This window comes from Hydrogenophaga sp., from assembly GCF_018780075.1.
Lineage (GTDB): Bacteria > Pseudomonadota > Gammaproteobacteria > Burkholderiales > Burkholderiaceae_C > Hydrogenophaga.
This window is the reverse complement of the sequence record NZ_JADMKB010000011.1, coordinates 1-16,926: the sequence shown is the minus strand read 5'-3', so window position 1 is coordinate 16,926 and position 16,926 is coordinate 1. Positions and strand designations below refer to the sequence as shown.

The 16,926-nt window shown below is 68.8% G+C and carries 18 protein-coding genes; 15 read left to right on the top strand and 3 right to left on the bottom strand.

Going from position 1 to position 16,926, the window contains the following annotated elements; all coding sequences use genetic code 11:
- The first annotated feature begins 47 nt into the window (after nucleotides 1-47).
- The 14 genes from IV088_RS03840 (at nucleotide 48) to IV088_RS03775 (ending at nucleotide 13,199) form a co-directional block, all read left to right on the top strand.
- Nucleotides 48-1,130: an MSMEG_0568 family radical SAM protein gene (locus IV088_RS03840; protein WP_291098208.1), complete on the top strand. Its 1,083-nt coding sequence runs from the start codon at nucleotides 48-50 to the stop codon at nucleotides 1,128-1,130.
- A 19-nt stretch (nucleotides 1,131-1,149) separates the two neighbouring features.
- Nucleotides 1,150-1,749, top strand: a complete 600-nt coding sequence (locus tag IV088_RS03835; RefSeq protein ID WP_291097925.1) for an MSMEG_0567/Sll0786 family nitrogen starvation N-acetyltransferase — start codon at nucleotides 1,150-1,152, stop codon at nucleotides 1,747-1,749.
- Nucleotides 1,746-2,741, top strand: coding sequence for a sll0787 family AIR synthase-like protein (locus tag IV088_RS03830; protein ID WP_291097923.1), 996 nt, complete (start codon nucleotides 1,746-1,748; stop codon nucleotides 2,739-2,741). Before IV088_RS03835 ends, IV088_RS03830 begins: the two co-directional genes overlap by 4 nt.
- Entirely contained in the window at nucleotides 2,738-3,949 is a 1,212-nt protein-coding gene (locus IV088_RS03825; RefSeq protein WP_291097918.1) for an MSMEG_0565 family glycosyltransferase, read from the top strand. The genes IV088_RS03830 and IV088_RS03825 overlap by 4 nt, the downstream gene beginning before the upstream one ends.
- Before the next feature lie 14 nt (nucleotides 3,950-3,963).
- Nucleotides 3,964-4,260: an MSMEG_0570 family nitrogen starvation response protein gene (locus IV088_RS03820; protein ID WP_291097915.1), complete on the top strand. Its 297-nt coding sequence runs from the start codon at nucleotides 3,964-3,966 to the stop codon at nucleotides 4,258-4,260.
- A gap of 33 nt (nucleotides 4,261-4,293) precedes the next feature.
- The gene (locus IV088_RS03815; protein ID WP_291097912.1) at nucleotides 4,294-5,586 is read left to right on the top strand and encodes an MSMEG_0569 family flavin-dependent oxidoreductase; all 1,293 of its coding nucleotides are present in this window, start codon (nucleotides 4,294-4,296) and stop codon (nucleotides 5,584-5,586) included.
- A 2-nt stretch (nucleotides 5,587-5,588) separates the two neighbouring features.
- Nucleotides 5,589-6,506 (top strand): Pnap_2097 family protein, encoded by a 918-nt coding sequence (locus IV088_RS03810; protein WP_291097909.1) that lies wholly within the window; start codon nucleotides 5,589-5,591, stop codon nucleotides 6,504-6,506.
- 167 nt (nucleotides 6,507-6,673) lie between these two features.
- On the top strand, nucleotides 6,674-7,618 hold the full coding sequence (locus tag IV088_RS03805) for a tripartite tricarboxylate transporter substrate binding protein (protein WP_291098205.1): 945 nt from the start codon (nucleotides 6,674-6,676) through the stop codon (nucleotides 7,616-7,618).
- A 10-nt stretch (nucleotides 7,619-7,628) separates the two neighbouring features.
- Nucleotides 7,629-8,822, top strand: a complete 1,194-nt coding sequence (locus IV088_RS03800) for a CoA transferase (RefSeq protein ID WP_291097906.1) — start codon at nucleotides 7,629-7,631, stop codon at nucleotides 8,820-8,822.
- A 41-nt stretch (nucleotides 8,823-8,863) separates the two neighbouring features.
- Nucleotides 8,864-9,865, top strand: coding sequence for a tripartite tricarboxylate transporter substrate binding protein (locus tag IV088_RS03795; protein ID WP_291097903.1), 1,002 nt, complete (start codon nucleotides 8,864-8,866; stop codon nucleotides 9,863-9,865).
- Between the two features lie 33 nt (nucleotides 9,866-9,898).
- A complete protein-coding gene (locus IV088_RS03790) occupies nucleotides 9,899-10,774 on the top strand; it encodes an alpha/beta hydrolase (RefSeq protein ID WP_291097902.1) in 876 nt (291 codons plus the stop codon).
- Nucleotides 10,775-11,034: 260 nt separating this feature from the next.
- Nucleotides 11,035-11,514 carry a VOC family protein gene (locus IV088_RS03785; RefSeq protein WP_291097901.1) on the top strand — a complete coding sequence of 160 codons (480 nt, stop codon included), beginning with the start codon at nucleotides 11,035-11,037 and terminating at the stop codon, nucleotides 11,512-11,514.
- Nucleotides 11,515-11,697: 183 nt separating this feature from the next.
- Nucleotides 11,698-12,144, top strand: coding sequence for a universal stress protein (locus IV088_RS03780; RefSeq protein ID WP_291097899.1), 447 nt, complete (start codon nucleotides 11,698-11,700; stop codon nucleotides 12,142-12,144).
- A 146-nt stretch (nucleotides 12,145-12,290) separates the two neighbouring features.
- Nucleotides 12,291-13,199: a DMT family transporter gene (locus IV088_RS03775; protein ID WP_291097898.1), complete on the top strand. Its 909-nt coding sequence runs from the start codon at nucleotides 12,291-12,293 to the stop codon at nucleotides 13,197-13,199.
- Here the strand turns inward: IV088_RS03775 and IV088_RS03770 are convergent, their stop codons facing one another.
- The 3 genes from IV088_RS03770 to IV088_RS03760 form a co-directional block, all read right to left on the bottom strand.
- Nucleotides 13,200-13,658 carry an RNA-binding S4 domain-containing protein gene (locus tag IV088_RS03770; RefSeq protein WP_291097895.1) on the bottom strand — a complete coding sequence of 153 codons (459 nt, stop codon included), beginning with the start codon at nucleotides 13,656-13,658 and terminating at the stop codon, nucleotides 13,200-13,202.
- The gene (locus tag IV088_RS03765) at nucleotides 13,655-15,109 is read right to left on the bottom strand and encodes a sensor histidine kinase (RefSeq protein WP_291097893.1); all 1,455 of its coding nucleotides are present in this window, start codon (nucleotides 15,107-15,109) and stop codon (nucleotides 13,655-13,657) included. The genes IV088_RS03770 and IV088_RS03765 overlap by 4 nt, the downstream gene beginning before the upstream one ends.
- A gap of 115 nt (nucleotides 15,110-15,224) precedes the next feature.
- Nucleotides 15,225-15,914, bottom strand: coding sequence for a response regulator transcription factor (locus tag IV088_RS03760; RefSeq protein WP_291097891.1), 690 nt, complete (start codon nucleotides 15,912-15,914; stop codon nucleotides 15,225-15,227).
- 378 nt (nucleotides 15,915-16,292) lie between these two features.
- Here IV088_RS03760 and IV088_RS03755 point away from each other — a divergent pair.
- On the top strand, nucleotides 16,293-16,926 hold a 634-nt coding region (locus IV088_RS03755), incomplete at its 3' end, for a tripartite tricarboxylate transporter substrate-binding protein (protein ID WP_291097889.1).

Sequence of the window (16,926 nt, the reverse complement as noted above, 5' to 3'; positions counted from 1 at the left end):
TTGACACGCCGCCGCGCCTGGCGGATGCGCCGAACAGCCGGCAACTGATGACCGAACTGCAGTCCCAGGGCTTGCGCCTGCTGGACCCGTCGGCCGGGGCGGCCAGCCGCCGGGGCGGGGCAGGGCCGTCGGACCACAAGGCCGTGACGGTGGACGGTGTCACGCTGATGGTGCCGGTGCACACGGCCACGGCTTTCAGCTCGCCCTTCGTGGCCGACGCGCCCGGTGCTGACGGGGTGAGCGTGCTGCGTCGGGGTAGCATCCCCATCGCGAGCATCCGATTCCCGACCCAGCCCCGCTTCTACGGGCTGAGCACCGCCGACGGTATTCCCTACCAGCAGATCGCGACCCTGCACGGGGCCGACGTGCTGGCCACCACCGTGCTGCAGACCTGCATCCGCTACGAGAGCCGGCGCAAGGCCTGCAAGTTCTGCGCGATCGGCCAGTCGCTGGCGGCAGGGCGCACCATCGCACGCAAGACCCCGGCGCAACTGGCCGAGGTGGCCAAGGCCGCGGTGGAGCTCGATGGTGTGAAGCACATGGTCATGACCACGGGCACACCACCCACAGCCGACCGGGGGGCGCAGATCCTGTGCGAAAGCGCGCAGGCCATCCGCACAGCGGTGGACCTGCCCTTGCAGGCCCAGTGCGAGCCACCCGACACCGACGCCTGGTTCCAGCGCCTCAAGGACGCGGGTGTGGACACGCTGGGCATGCACTTGGAGGTGGTGGGCGACGCGCTGCGCCAGCACATGCTGCCGGGCAAGGCCGAGGTGCCCATGGCGCGCTACTGGGATGCGTTTGCCGCCGCGGTGGACGTGTTCGGGCGTGGCCAGGTCAGCACCTACCTGCTCGCCGGCCTGGGCGACAGCCCAGAGACCTTGCTGGCCACCAGCCAGCGCCTGCTGGACCTGGGGGTCTATCCCTTTGTCGTGCCATTCGTCCCCATCAGCGGCACGCCGCTGGAAGACATGCCCGCGCCGACGGCCGATTTCATGCGCAGCGTGCTGGCGCCGCTGGGCGACATGGTCGCTGAGGCAGGCTTGAGGGCTGGCGACATCAAGGCCGGTTGTGGCCGCTGCGCCGCCTGCTCGACGCTGTCTCGCTACGAAACGCCATTGGCTGCTTGACACCATGGACGCGCCCACCATGCATTCCCTGTCCCATACCGTGGCCAACCTGGACCGGGTGCCCGAGCCCTGGTGCGATCTGAGCAGCAGCTACCGGCCGCAGGCTTTCCGTGTGCAGTGGGCCAGCGGCCCCTGGATGAACCAGGAAGCCCACGCGCTGCGCCGGCAGGTGTTTTGCGCGGAACAAGGGCTGTTTGATGGCGACGATGTGGACGACATCGACCGCAACGTGCCGTCGGTGCGTTCGCTGGTGGCGCTGTCCTGCCTGGCCGGGGAGCCCGACGAGGTGCTGGGCACGGTGCGCATCCACGAGGCGCTGCCTGGCACCTGGTGGGGCTCGCGTCTGGCGGTGCGCCGCGACTGGCGCCAACACGGCAAGCTGGGCAGCACCCTGATCCGCCTGGCGGTGTGCAGCGCCCACGCGCAGGGCTGCACCGAATTTCTGGCACACGTGCAGGCGCAGAACGTGGCACTGTTCCGTCGCATGCACTGGCAGGTGCTGGACGAGATGGTGCTGCACGGCCGGGTGCACGCGCTCATGCGCGCGGACCTGGACCACTACCCGCCGTGCGCGACGCCGTTTGCCGGCTTCGTGCTGACCCAGGGAGCAGGCGCATGACCCCGGTGGAAGACCTGGTCGCCCGCCTGCGTGCCAGTCGCGGCTTCACCCACAAGCGCGACATCGCGGGGGTGATGGCGCAACTGGCGCCGACCACCGGTGTGACGGCAGTGCCCAACGGGGACGACTGCGCGGTGCTCCCAGATCCTTCGGGCACCGGGCATGTGTTGCTTGCCATTGAAGGCCTGGTGCAAGACCTGGTGGAGTCCATGCCCTGGTTCGCCGGCTACAGCGCCGTGATGGTGAACCTGAGCGACGTGGCGGCCATGGGCGGGCGCGCGGTGGCGCTGGTGGACGCCCTGTGGGCCAGCAGCGAGCCCCAGGCCCGCGACGTGCTGGCGGGCATGCGCGCTGCGGCCGAGCGCTACGGCGTGCCGCTGGTCGGCGGGCACACCAACCTGCAGAGCGCCAGCGGGCAGCTCGCTGTGGCCGTGCTGGGTCGGGCGCAGCGACTGATCAGCAGCTTTGCCGCGCGGCCCGGCGACCACCTGCTGGTGGCGGTGGACTTGCGCGGCCAGTGGCAGGCGCCGTACCCGTTCTGGAACGCCTCGACCGAGGCGCCAGCCGAGCGCCTGCGCGGCGACATGGAACTGTTGCCCCAACTGGCCGAGGCGGGCTGGTGCGACGCCGGCAAAGACATCAGCATGGCCGGCGTGCTGGGGTCGATCCTCATGCTGCTGGAGTGCTCCGGTGTGGGCGCCGAGATTCACCTCGACGACTTGCCGCGCCCGGTGAGTGAGATCGACCTGGGCTCAGACAGCGCCGTTTTCCTGCGCTGGTTGTGCGCCTTCCCCAGTTTCGGTTACGTACTGAGCGTGCGACCCGAATACGCCGAGCGGGTGCGGGCGCATTTCGGGGCACGCAACATCGCCTGTGCCGACGTGGGCACGGTGTGCGAGGGAAGCCGCCTGCGTGTGAGCCACGAGGGTGAACAAGCCTTGCTATGGGACCACGCTCAGACCCCCTTCATCACCAGCCGGGAGCCGTCATGAACAAGCGTCTGCGCATCGGGCTGCTGACCCATTCGGTGCGAGCACGCGGTGGCGTGGTGCACACATTGGAGCTCGCTCAGGCGCTGGTGGCGCGAGGACACTCCGTTACGGTGATGGCGTCTGCCGAGCCGGGTGAACAGCTGTTCCGTGAGGTGGACTTCCCGCTGCATGTGTTGGGCCTGCCCCATCTCACGGGTGATCTGCAAGCGCAGGTGGCGCAGCGCATTGACACCCTGGTCCAGGGCCTGCCACCGCTCCTGACGGACGGGCGCTACGACGTCCTGCACGCGCAGGACAGCCTGAGCGGCAACGCCCTGGCACTGCTGCGGCAGCAGGGCAGGGCGCTGCCACCCTGGGCGCGCACCGTGCACCACCTGGACGTGTTCGAGAGCGCCACCCTCATGGCCTGGCAAGAGCGCGCCTGGCGCGCCGCCGACGGGATCGCGTGCGTGAGCGATCTGTGGACCGATCACTTCCGCGAGGTGCTGTACCACCCCGCGAGGCGCATGCACAACGGCGTGAACCTGGACCGCTACCGGATCGAAGCGACTGCGGGTGATGAACTGCGTCTGGCCGTGCTGGGGCTGGACCAGCAGGCGAGTCCGGTGTGCCTGTTGGTCGGGGGTGTCGAGCAGCGCAAGAACAGCGTGCGGCTGCTGCAGGCCTTTGCCCAGCTGCGCCGCAGCAACCCGGCCTGGGCCGATGCACGCCTGGTGGTGGTCGGCGGCGCCAGCATGTTGGACCACAGCGCCGCCCAGCGCGCCTGGGTGCACACCCTGGTCGAGAACGGTCTGAGCGAGGGTGTGGGCCAGCCCGTCCTGCGCACTGGCACCTTGCCCGACGACCTGATGCCAGTACTGATGCGGCGCGCCGCCGTGCTGGCGATGCCTTCGTTGATGGAGGGGTTTGGTTTGGCGGCGCTGGAGGGGCTGGCTTGCGGCACGCCGGTGCTGGTGTCTCGTCGGCCGCCGTTCACTGAACACTTTTCTACCTCACCAGGCGTCGCCTGGTGCGATCCGGAAGACACCGCCTCCATCGCATCGGGGCTGCAAGCCGCCGCCAGCATGCCCCGCCTCACCGCCACCCCGCCGGTCTGCCTGGACCACAGCTGGATCCGCAGCGCGGCACTGCACGAAGCCTGGTACGCCGAGCTGTTGGCCGCACATCGCAAGGCTGCGGACCATGAACCTCTAACCCTTTGCAACTGAACCGGAGACCCCCAATGCCCGCCATGCACTACACCATCCAGTGGCCCGACGCCTCACAGAGCGTGTCGTACTCGCCCTCGCTGGTGATCGAAGACTTTTTCACGCCCGGCACCGACTACCCGCTGGACGATTTCCTGCGCCGCGTGCGCGAAGCCACGGCCATCGCCAACCAGCGGGTGCAGGCCAAGTTCGGTTTTGTGTGCTCCCGCGCCGGCGATCAGCTCGTGGACACCGAAGCACGCGCCGCCATCTTTGCCGGGCAGCCCGGCACTTCAGTCCGCATCGTCGGTTTTGCACCGGCCCAGTCCTGATCCACCCCACCCGATCCCGTCAAGGAGTTTTCCATGTCTTCATCTCAAATTCCCCGCCACAGCGTGGTCATCGTGGGCGGCGGCCAGGCTGGTCTGTCGGTCAGCCACGGCTTGCAGTCCCTGGACATCGACCACGTGGTCCTCGAAAAGCACGAGGCGCTGCACGCCTGGCGCACCCAGCGCTGGGACAACTTCTGCCTGGTCACGCCCAACTGGCAGTGCGCCTTGCCGGGGCATGCCTACCAGGGCGATGCGCCGCACGGCTTCATGAAGAAAGACCAGATCAATCAATATCTGGCGGGCTTCAAGGCTGCGGTGGATGCGCCGCTGCGCGAAGGCGTGGCGGTGGAGCTGGTGCAGCCGGTGGCTGGAGGCTTTCTGGTGCGCACCAGCGAAGGCGAGTGCCTGGCCGAACAGGTGGTGGTGGCTTCGGGCGGCTACCACCAGCCCATCGTGCCGCGCCTGGCCGAACGCTTGCCAGAGAGCATCCGCCAGATCCATTCGGCCGACTACCGCAACGCCGACCAACTGCCCCCCGGCAAGGTGCTGGTGGTTGGCTCGGGCCAAAGTGGGGCGCAGATCGCGGAAGACTTGCATCTCGCGGGCCGCCAGGTGGTGCTGGCCGTGGGCGATGCACCGCGCTGCGCACGGTTCTACCGCGGTCGCGATGTGGTGGACTGGCTGGCCGACATGGGCTACTACGACATGCCCGTGTCGCAGCATCCGCTGCGCGAGGGTGTGCGCGACAACACCAATCACTATGTCACCGGCCGCGACGGCGGGCGCGACATCGACCTGCGCCGCTTTGCGCAGGAAGGCATGGATCTTTACGGCTTGCTCGAAGGATTGGAAGGGGACACGCTGCGCTTCGCCACCAACCTCGGCGCAGCCCTGGACCAGGCGGACCGCACCTACAACGGCATCAACGCCGCCATCGACAAACACATCGCCGAGCAAGGCATTGATGCACCGGCGGGCGAGGTCTACCAGCCCGTGTGGAGCCCGACCGAGGAGCGGGAGACCCTGTCGCTGGCCGAGTCCGGCATTACCTCCGTCATCTGGTGCATCGGCTTCGCGCCCGACTTCCGCTGGCTCAATGCACCCGTGTTCACGGGGCGTGGCCACCCGGTGCACGAGCGCGGCGTGACTTCGGTGCCGGGCCTGTACTTCGTCGGTCTGCCCTGGTTGCACACCTGGGGGTCCGGCCGCTTCTCGGGTGTGGCGCGGGACGCGAAGTTCATCGCCGAGCGCATCGCGCACCACCAGGCCCACCAGGCCGAAACCCGACCGGGCAAGGTCTGCAGCGCCGAGATCACGCTGGCCTGAGCATGCACCTGCTGGAGACTGGCGAGAGGCATCCGGAGGCGGTGCAACCGACACCGCACCGGCGCACCGCCGCAACGCGCTTTGACCGCGAAAAATCGCTGCAACTGGTGGCGGGAATGCCGGAGCTCAACGCCTGCGGCCTGTCGGAAACCTGGCTGCAGCGCACCTGCGGGTCGCAGCATTGGCTCGCGCTGGCTCAGGCACTGGGCCAGCCATCGGATCGATGGGTGGACACGCGGGGGCGCCGAGTCTACGCAGCCTTTGGCTGGCTGCGCCTGCGCGAGGCGCAACTGGACCAGAGCCGGGAAGGGCAGTCGCTACGGTTGAACAGCCGCCTGCGCTGGCTGGGGCGGTCCCATGCCTGGAGCCACCACCGCCTGGCCAGCGCCGACATCGCGATGGCCGAGCTGGACATGCTGTCGGTGTTTGTCAGTCGGCACCAGGCGGGCGACAACCACTCGGTGCGCCGGGCCGACATGGCCGAGGCCATGGTGGACGATCCGACGCCCGACACCGCTGGCTTGCTGGGGCGGCTGCGCCAGTGGCGGCAGGCCTCGACAACCCGACACCCCGCTGTGCGGTCATGGCGAACCACGCCCTGTCCGCGTTCGGACTTCAATGGGGCCGGCTTGCTCTACTTCCCATCGTTCACAGCACTGGCCGACAGGGCGATGTGGCACTGGGGCCTGCTGGAGGTTCACTCGACGGTGCTGAGTCGCGAGTGCCTGTTCCTGGGAAATGTCGGCCTGGGTGAATCGATCGACGTTCTGCTGCTGGAGACCCAGGCGTCGGGACCGTGCAGCCGGTTTCTGCTTCAGTTTGTCAGTGCGGACGTTGGCCGTCGTCTGGCAGAAGTGGAGGTTTTTGTCAACGCGCCCCATTCGCGCTCGGAGCGGTGGTGCTCGAACGGGTCTGAGTAGACGCGTTGAAATTCCACAGGTTGGAATGGGAGGGGTGCTGCGAGTGCGCATACCTCCTAGAGTCGTGTTGGCCGAAGACGAGATCCGACGCCCACGGCCGCACAACACATCCTCTGGAGACATGAATGAACACATCCCTCGCAAGCAGCCTTCCCCAGCTGCTCAAGATGCTCGCAGGCCTCGCTGCGGCCGTCGCGCTGGTCAGCGCTCCCGCCCACGCCTTCCCCGACAAGCCCATCAAGCTGGTGGTGCCCTTCGCTCCCGCTGGCGGCACGGACCTGATCGCCCGCACGCTGGCGGTGGAGATGGCCAAGGACCTGGGGCAACCCGTCGTGGTGGACAACAAGCCGGGCGCCAGCACCCTCATCGGCACCGACCTGGTGGCCAAGAGCGCGCCCGATGGCTACACGCTGGTGGTCTCGTCGATCGCTCACGCGGTCAACCCCAGCCTGATGGCCAAGATGCCCTACTCGACCGAGAAGGACTTTGCGCCCGTGTCCATGATCGTGCGCTCACCCAACGTGCTGGTGGTGCGCGCTGACAGCCCCTTCAAGTCGCTCAAGGACGTCATCGCCGCCGCGAAAGCCGATCCGGACAAGCTGAGCTACGCATCACCCGGCAATGGCACCTCGTCCCACCTGGCCGGTGCGCTGTTCGCCGACATGGCCAAGGTCCAGATCAAGCACGTGGCCTACAAGGGTTCGGGCCCCGCGCTCACCGACCTGCTGGGTGGACAGACCGACATGATCTTTGCCACCTCGGGCTCGGTGGGCAGCTTCATCGAGAGCGGCAAGCTTCGGGCGCTGGCCATCACCTCGGCCGAGCGCTCCACGGCATATCCCAGTGTGCCGACCGTGGCCGAGGCCGGCGTGCCCGGTTACGCCACCGAAGGCTGGTACGGCTTCTACGCGCCGGCGGGCACGCCCGCGGCCGTGATCGACAGGCTGAACGCGGCCACACGCAAGGCCGCCGCCAGCGAGGTCTTCAAGTCCAAGGTGGTGAGCGAGGGCATGGTGGTCCAGACCGGCACACCGGCCGAGTTCGACGCCTTCGTGCGGGCCGAAATCCAGCGCTGGTCCAAGATCGTCAAGGCCGATGTGCTCGCCAAGTGAGGCGTCTGCCATGAAGCCCGTTCTCCAGGGTGTCCGGGTGCTCGATCTGACCCATGTGCTGGCCGGTCCGTTCGCGGGCTACCAGCTCGCGGTCATGGGTGCCGAGGTGATCAAGATCGAGTCACCCGAGGAACCCGATCAGGCCCGTTTCCAGGGCTCGGACGCCGCACTCAACGACGCTGGCATGGGCACGGCCTACCTGTCGCAGGCGTCGAACAAAAAGTCCCTGGCACTGAACCTCAAAACCGAGGCGGGGCGCCAGGTGTTGCGGCAACTGGTGCTGACCGCCGATGTGCTGATCGAGAACTACCGCCCGGGTGCCTTCGACGCGCTGGGCCTGGGGTATGCGGACCTGTCGGCCATCAACCCTCGGCTGGTCTACTGCTCCATCTCGGCCTTCGGCAGCACCGGCCCCAAGCGCGAACTGACCGCCTACGACGGCGTGGTGCAGGCTTACGCCGGGATGATGGCCATGACCGGTGAGCCGGGCACGGCGCCCGTGAAATGCGGCGCACCGGTGGTGGACTACGCCACGGGCACCACCGCTGCCATGGCCATCCTCGCGGCGCTGCTGCAGCGCAGCCAGGGTGACGGCCTGGGCCAGTTCGTCGAGGTGGCGATGTCGGATGTGGCGATGATCCTCGCCAGTTCGCACCTGACCGGCTACCTCTGGAACGGCGCGCACCCGGAGCAGAAGGGCAACCGCTACCCCTTCGCCACCATCGGCTGTTACCAGGCCAGCGACGCGCCGCTGATGGTGTCTGCCTCCAACCTGCGGCAGCAGCGGCGGCTGTGGGAAGCGCTGGGGCGCGCCGATCTGGTCAAGGACAACAACCGGGAGCGGATCAAAGGGTATGCCGAAGAGGCCCAGGTCCTGACCCAGATCATCGCGACCGAGCCCGTGGCGCACTGGGAGTCGCTGCTGCGCGAACACCGCGTGCCCGTCTCCCGTGTGCAGCGTCTGGAAGCGATGCTGGCGGACGAACACGTGCGTGGTCGCCCGGTGCTGCACCGGTTCGCCGACGAGGCCGGCGCGCTGGCGGGGCTGACCGTTCCGGTGTCGGGCTTCCAGCTCTCGCGCAGCCCGGTGGCGGTCACGTCGCCGCCGCAACCGGTCGGCGCACAAAACCACGAACTGCTGTCGGCGTTGGGTTACCCGCCCGGTGACATTGACGCGATGTGTGCCCAGGGCGTGATCGCCTGAGCGGGCCCAACCCTCCAACACCTCCACATCCTTCGACCCCCATGAAGAACCCCTCAACGCGACCCTCCGGCCGTCTGCGCCGGCACCTGCTGCTGGCCGTTGGCCTCGCCTGCGCCACGGTGCCCACATGGGCCCAGACCGCCAGCGGCTTCCCTTCCAAACCGGTGCGCCTGGTAGTGCCGTTTCCCGCTGGGGGCGGCACCGACAACATGGCCCGTGCGCTGGCCGACAGCCTGTCGAAGATGTGGGGGCAGACGGTCATCGTGGACAACAAGGCCGGTGCTGGCACCGTGGTGGGCAACGACTTTGTGTCCAAGAGCGCGCCCGACGGCCTCACGCTGCTGCTCAACACCAGCGCAGTCGCCATCGTGCCCGGCCTGAACCCCCGGCTGCCGTACTCCGTTGAAACAGGGCTGACGGCGGTCACCACGCTCGGCCACGCGCCCAATGTGGCGGTGGTGCGGCCCGACAGCCCGATCCGGTCGGCGTCCGACTTCCTCGCCCAGGTGCGTGCCCAACCGGGCCGTTTCACCTACGGTTCGGCCGGCAATGGCACCTCCACCCACCTGGCGGCCGAGCTGCTCAAGACCACCGCCAAGGTGTTCGTGATCCACGTGCCCTACCGTGGCGCCACCCCGGCCATGACCGACCTGATGGGCGGGCAGATCGACCTGGCCTTCGGCACCTTGCCCAGCGTCGCGCCCTACCTGGCCAACGGCAAGCTGCGCGCGCTGGCCGTCACCAGCGCAACGCGTTCGGCCCTGCTGCCCGATGTGCCCACCTTTGCTGAGTCGGGGCTGAGCGGGTACGCCGCGCCGGTCTGGTACGGCATTTTTGTGGCCGGCGGTACCCCGGCGCCGCTGGTGCAGCAGCTGTACCAGTCGATCCAGCGCGCGGCCGACAGCGAAGAGTTCCGCAAGCGCATCCGGGCCGAAGGGTTGACGCTGACGCTGGACCCGCCGGCCGCGGCCGATGGGCTCTACCGCGCCGACATTGCCAAGTGGAAGAAGGTGATTCAGGTCCAGTCCATCAAGGTGGATTGAGGTTCTGGTGACGACGTTCGTGAAGGTTCTTTGATGGCTGACGGCTTGGCCAGCGAGGCTCCGGGCAGCGCTCGCTTGGCCGCCTGCGCGCAGATCTCGGCACTGGAGTCGTCTTGCGATCGCATCACGCAGCCGATCCTGGGCCAGCACATGGTCTGGCACCGGGTGGGGAGCGGCCCGCCCCTGGTGCTGCTGCACGGCGGCCACGGCAGCTGGCTGCACTGGGCCCGCGTGATCCCCGAACTCTCATCCAGCTTCAGCCTGTGGATGCCCGACATGCCCGGGTACGGTGAATCGACCCTGACCCCCACGGGTGGGCTCATTGAGCTCGTCGTCCAGTTGCGGCAGGGCCTGGATGCGCTGCTGGGTGCGCGCACCCAGATCCGTCTGGGTGGGTTTTCTTTCGGTGGCCTGGTCAGCGCCCAGCTGGCTGCACAGCGTGGGCATGTCGAGCGCCTGGTGCTGATCGGCCCTGCGGGCCATGGCGGGCCTCGCCGGCAGACCATCTCGCCTTTGCCCTGGCGAGACCTGGACCCCGATGCCGACCCCTTTGGCTGGGCGAACCGCATGCGGCACAACCTGCTGGCGCAGATGCTCCACAGCGAGGCGGCCGTGGATGGGCTGGCGATGGAAATCCAGTGGCGAGGGTGCATGAACACCCGGTTTCGCAGCAAGCCGTTTTCTCGTTCGGCCGCGCTGGCTGCGGCACTGGACGCGCGCCATGGAGGCACCTTGGAGATCTGGGCCGAGCACGACGTCACCGCAGCGCCGCACGGGATGGTGACGCGGCCCGTGCCGAACGGGACCTCCCGACGAGGGCTCATCGTCGGTGGGGCAGGGCACTGGCTCATGCATGAGTGTCCCGCCACCACCGCCGTGCTGATGAAGCACGGGTTCGGCGTTGACTGACATGCGCCCACGGCAAGGTGTCCGTGGATAGGCCCTGGAGCGCCCTTGGCGTTCCTGTTTCCGCGGGCTTGCGGCCCTTGCCGTCGAACCTTTCAAACCGTACCCTTGAGCCGAGAGCGTTCGTGGGTACGATGCCATCGGATCGGTGCCCTGGAGGCAGGCCGCGCCTGCGCGCGGCCCCTTGGGGCACAGGTGACCGATCGGTCGGGCTGCCCTTGTGGCCCGAACGCCCGTGTCTGTCCCACTTCAGGAGAACCCGGATGATCAGCAAGAACACAATTTGTCTCTGGTACGACGGCACCGCGCTGGACGCCGCGACGTTCTACGCCGCCACCTTCCCGGACAGCGCGGTGGGCGCGGTCCTCCGCGCGCCTGGCGACTATCCCTCGGGCAAGCAGGGCGATGTCCTCACGGTCGAGTTCACGGTGATGGGCGTCGCTTGCATGGGCCTGAACGGGGGGCCGACGTTCCGGCACAGCGAGGCTTTTTCGTTCCAGGTGGCCACCGACGATCAGGCCGAAACGGACCGGCTGTGGAACGCCATCGTCGGCAACGGCGGCCAGGCAAGCGCCTGTGGCTGGTGCAAGGACACATGGGGACTGTCGTGGCAGATCACGCCACGCGCCCTGACGGCCGCGATCACCGATCCCGATCCGGCGGCGGCCAAGCGCGCGTTCGAGGCCATGATGGAGATGACCAAGATCGACATCGCCGCGATCGAAGCGGCCCGTCGCGGCTGATGGCGCGCCCCGCGTCCCGTTGCAGCGGGCCTCCCGCAGCGTCAGAGGGGTCGCTCCAATGGCTGTATCGTCGGGGCTGGATGGAGCTGGTCGCGCTCAAGTCCCTTCTTCTCGTGGTGCGACCTGTCGAGCAGCGCCTTGAATCCGAGGCATCCATTGTTTTTTGATGAGGACCAATCCACCATGTACAAGCATCTCTTCGTGCCCGTTGACGGCTCCGAACTCTCCCGCCGTTCGATGGAGGGCAGCATTGAACTGGCCCAGCAGCTGGGCGCGCGCATCACGGGCTTTGTGGTCGAGCCCGATGTGCCGCTGACGGCGGCGACCTCGCACACCGAGCCCCTGCTCGATCGCATCAAAGACAACGAGGCCCAGAACGAGGTCCATGCGGCCGCCCTGCTGGGGCAGTTTGAACAGCGCGCGGTGGCGGCTGGCGTGGCGTTCACGGCGCACCATGTGACGGCCTACCGGGTGAGCCAATCGATCGTGGAGGAGGCGGAGAAATCAGGCTGCGACATGATCGTCATGGTGACGGAGGGGCGCAGCCGCGTGGGCAAATTCATCTTTGGCTCACACACCAAGGACGTGATCATCGAAAGCTCCTTGCCGGTGCTGGTGCTGCGCAAGTGAACGACTGAGCCCTTCCCCCGCTGACGTCCCGCCGGGGCGCTGCAACGGGGGCAGGGCGCCCCGGGGGGCTGACCGCGGACCGGCAGGAGGCGTCGCTGTTGCCCGCGCGACGCAGGGGCATGGCGACCCGCCGCGACAATGCCCGGATGTCCCGACCCACGTCCCCCTCGCTGTCTGGCGCAGCCTTCGCCTCCCTGCTGCTCATTGCTTTCATGATGGGCGCCAACCACGTCGCGGCGCGGCTGGCGTTCAACGACGGTGTGGACGTGACCACGGCGGTGCTGTTTCGCAGCGGCATCACCGCGCTGGTGGTGCTGGCCCTGCTGCGCAGCACGCGCACCGCGCTGCGGCTCGATGCGCGTCAGCGCCGGGCGCTGCCCGCCATCGGGCTGCTGATCGGTGTGCAAAGCCTGTGTCTGTATTCGGCGGTGGCGCGGTTGCCGGTGGCGCTGGCCTTGCTGGCCTTCAACGCGTACCCCTTGTGGACCGCGTTGTGGGCGCGGGTGGTGTATGGCGAGCGGCCCGAGCGCCGTGTGCTGGCCGCGATGCCGGTGATGCTCGTCGGGCTGGCGCTGGCGCTCGATGTGTCCGGCGCTGCCTCGGGGCTGGGGGCGGCCGGGCACTGGGCCCGCATCGGGTCGGGCGTGGCCTTTGCGCTCGCGGCCTCGGCGACCTTTGGCCTGGCGCTGGTGCTCACGCAGCACGAGACCGTCGGCCTGGATGGCCGCCTGCGCACCGCCGCGACCATGGGCCTGGTGGCCGTGCTGGCGCTGGCGGGAGTGGTGGTTCAGGGGGGGCCGAGTTTGCCGGCCACGGCCACCGGCTGGTGGGGCCTGATGGGTTTGACGGCGCTCTACGGCACGGCGTTCACGCTCATGTTCACCCTGCTGCCGCGGCTGGGCGTGGTGGGCAACTCGGCCATCATGAATGTGGAGCCCATCTTTGCGCTGCTGCTGGCCTGGGCGGTGCTGGGTCAGTCGATTGCGCCGGTGCAGGTGGCGGGCGGGCTGCTGGTGGTGGCCACGGTGATGTGGCTGGGCCTGCGGCGCCGCTGATCAGTCGTCGTCCAGCGAGGCGCTCCAGCGCTGGTTCCACTCGCCCCCCGGGGTAGCCCGGCCGCGCAAGCTGTCCATGTCGCGCCGGTCGCGCTTGCTGGGACGTCCCTGGGTGAGGCCCTGGGCGGGCTCGGGCGCGAGGCGGCGCTGTTCGGCGTTGGCCAGGCGCTGGGCCACCGAGTCTTCGGTCTCCTGGTACAGCAGCGCCGCCACGGGCGCTGGCCCGCGCACGCCGCTCAGGGCGCGAACCGTCACCGTGCGCACGACCGGGCCTGAACGCACCTCCACCGTGTCACCCACCCGCAGCTCCCTGGCCGGCTTGACCGTGGCGCCATTGACGTGGACACGTCCCTTGTCGATGTCTTCGGCACTGAGCGAGCGCGTCTTGTAGAAGCGCGCGGCCCAGAGCCATTTGTCCAGGCGGACCTTGCCGCTGCCTTGGGGTTCAGTGTGGTTCATGAGGGGGTTTGGCGTTCGGCGGTGACCAGGGGCAGGCGCACGGTGGCGTCGAGACCGTGCACCACGCCGTGTTCGACGCGGTTGTCCAGTTCGAGGCTGCCGCCCAGCGACTGCACGATGCCGTGGCAGATCGCCAGGCCGAGGCCCGAGCCGGCGCCGGAGGGGCGCGCGCCGTGGTCGGTGGCGAAGGGCTGGAACAGGCGCTCCCGCAGCGTCGCCGAGATGCCGGGACCGCTGTCGCGGATGGAGAGCGCCACGGCCTGCGCGTCTTTCACCATCGCCACCGCCAGGCGCGAACCGGGCGGGGTGTTCTTGATGGCGTTGTGCAGCAGGTTGCGCCCGAGCTCGCGCAAGGCCCATTCGTGCGAGCGCACGCGGGCGGGCACCACGTCGAGCGAGAAGTCCAGCTCCTGTTCGGCGATCAGCGGGGCGAGGTCCAGCGCCACCGAACGCACCACCTCGGCCCAGTCGATCACCGGCGCGTCCTTGTCTTCGCGCAGTTGCTCCACCTTGGCGAGCGCGAGCATCTGGTTGGCCAGCTCGGTGGCGCGCTCCACGGTGTGGCCGATTTCGTCCAGGGCCTGCTGCGGCGGCACGTCGCCGCGGCGGGCCGACTGCACCTGGGTTTTCAGCACGGCCAGCGGCGTGCGCAGCTGGTGCGAGGTGTCGCGCACGAAGCGCTTCTGATGTTCCAGCAACTGCGACAGGCGCTGCATGTGCTGGTTGGCGGCTTCCAGCAGGGGCAGCAGCTCGCGCGGCGCGCTCAGCGTGGGCAGGGGCGACAGGTCGTTCTCGCTGCGGTGGGCCAGCGCGTGGCTGAGCGCGCGCACCGGGCGCGTGGCGCGCTGCACGACGAAGACCACCACCAGCACGATCACGACCACCAGGGCCGCCTGGCGCCAGAGCGTGTCGATCAGGATCTGGCGCGCCAGGGTCTGCCGCAGTTCCAGCGTTTCCGCGACCTGGATGGTGGTCATGCCCTGACCGGCCACGCCCGCGACCGGTTGCAGCAGCACCGCCATGCGCACCGGCGCACCCCGGTATTCGTCGTCGTAGAAATGCACCAGAGCCGCGTAGATCTTCTGGTCGGGCAGCTGGGTGCGCGGCGCGGGCAGGTCTTCGAAGCCCGAGACCATTTCGCCCTTGAAGCCGCTGACGCGGTAAAAGATGCGGCTGCGGTTGTCGGCCTCGAAGGCCTCCAGCGCGGAATACAGCAGCGACGACCGCACCACGGCCTGCGCGCCGTCGCCGACCACCTCCAGCTGTTCGCCGAGTGATTTGGCGGTGGCCAACAGGGTGCGGTCGTAGGCCGTGTCGGCGGCGGCAAGGGCCTGGCGGTAGAGCACCACGGTGTTGATCAGCACAAAGCCGAACAGCGGCAGCAGGATGCCCAGCAGCAGGGTGCGGCGCAGCGATGGCACCCTTGATGAGGCTTGGGTCGAGCGCTTCATCCCGGGGTGCATCGCACGAGGGAGCGCCCGCCCGGAAACACCGCGGAACCGGCTTTGCCGGGCCGCAGGTGTTGCCCCCTGGAGGGGGTGGCGAGAAGCGACGCGGGGGGGCGCTTCATGCGCTGGCCTTGAGCAGGTAGCCCAGGCCGCGCAGGGTGACGAGTTGCGCGCCGGTGTGGGCGATCTTCTTGCGCAGCCGGTAGGCCACGACCTCGATGGCCTCGGGTTGCACGTGGCTTTCACCGGGGAACACGAGCTCGAACAGCCGCTCCTTGGTGATGGCCTGGCCGGGGTTGGCGAGCACGGCGCGCAGCAGGGCGAGCTCGCGCGGGGCCAGTTCCAGCGGCGAGCCGTCGTGGTACACGGCCCCGCTGTCGCGGTCGGTCTGCATGCCGCACCAGCTCGTGCTGCGCGAGGGCAGGGGGCTGGCGTGGTCGCCGTTGTTGGCAGAGCGGCGCACCAGCGCGCGCACGCGCGCTTCGAGTTCGTCCAGGTCGAAGGGTTTGGGCAGGTAGTCGTCGGCGCCGGTGTTCAGGCCGATGATGCGGTCGCCCACGGTGCCGCGCGCGGTCAGGATGATCACGGGGGTCTTGAGCCCGGCGGCGCGCGCATCGCCCAGCACCTGCAGGCCATCGCGCCCGGGCAGGCTCAGGTCGAGCAGCACCGCGTCGGGCAGGCTGGCCTGCCAGAGTGCCAGCGCGCGGTCACCGTCGCCGCAGGTGAGCACCTGCATGCCCCGGCGTTCCAGGGTGCGCTGCAGGGTGGCCTGCATGGTGGGGTTGTCTTCGATCAGGAGCAGTTTCATGCTGGCGAGATTATGAGCATGGGCCGCAACAGCGGCCAGCCGCCGGGCCGCCCCAAGGCTGGCCAGCCCCCTTTGGGAGGCAGCGACCCGCGCAGCGGCGGAGTGTTGGGGCAACGGAATCCAGCGCCGGGCCGCCCCAAGCTGGATGTGCACCCCCTTGGGGGGCAGCGACCCGCGCAGCGGTGGAGTGTGGGGGCAACGGAATCCAGCGCCGGGCCGCCCCAAGCTGGATGTGCACCCCCTTGGGGGGCAGCGACCCGCGCAGCGGTGGAGCGCGGGGGCAACAGTACTAGGGTTTGTCCTGAGGGGGCCGACAGCCGAATGACAGCGCCAGGCAGCAAGATCACCACCGTCGATCAACTCCCACGGAGACAACCCATGCGTCGCGATACCTTCCTCAAATCCCTGGCCGCTCTGGCCGCTGCCGGTGCCCTGCCCAACGCGGCCTGGGCCGCCGGTGCCAACGTCAAGATGATGATTCCCGCCAACCCGGGTGGTGGCTGGGACGGCACGGGCCGCGCCCTGGGCGAAGCCCTGCGCGACGCCAAGGTGGCCGACTCCGTGACCTTCGAAAACAAGGGCGGCGCGGCCGGCGCCATCGGCCTGGCCCAGTTCTACAACTCGGCCAAGGGCGACCCGAACGCCATGATGGTCATGGGCGCCGTCATGCTCGGCGGCATCATCACCGGCAAGCCGCCGGTGTCGATCACCCAGCTGACCCCGATCGCCCGTCTGACCACCGAATACAACGTGTTCGTGCTGCCCGCCAGCTCGCCGTTCAATTCCATGAAGGACGTGGTCGAAGCGCTCAAGAAGGACCCCGGCAGCGTCAAGTGGGGCGGCGGTTCGCGCGGATCCACCGAGCACATCGCCGCGTCGCAGATCGCCCAGGCCGTGGGCGTGCCCGCCGCCAAGATCAACTACGTGCCGTTCCGTGGCGGCGGTGAAGCCGTCGCCGCCATCCTGGGTGGCAACGTCACCGTGGGTGGCAGCGGCTACAGCGAGTTCCAGC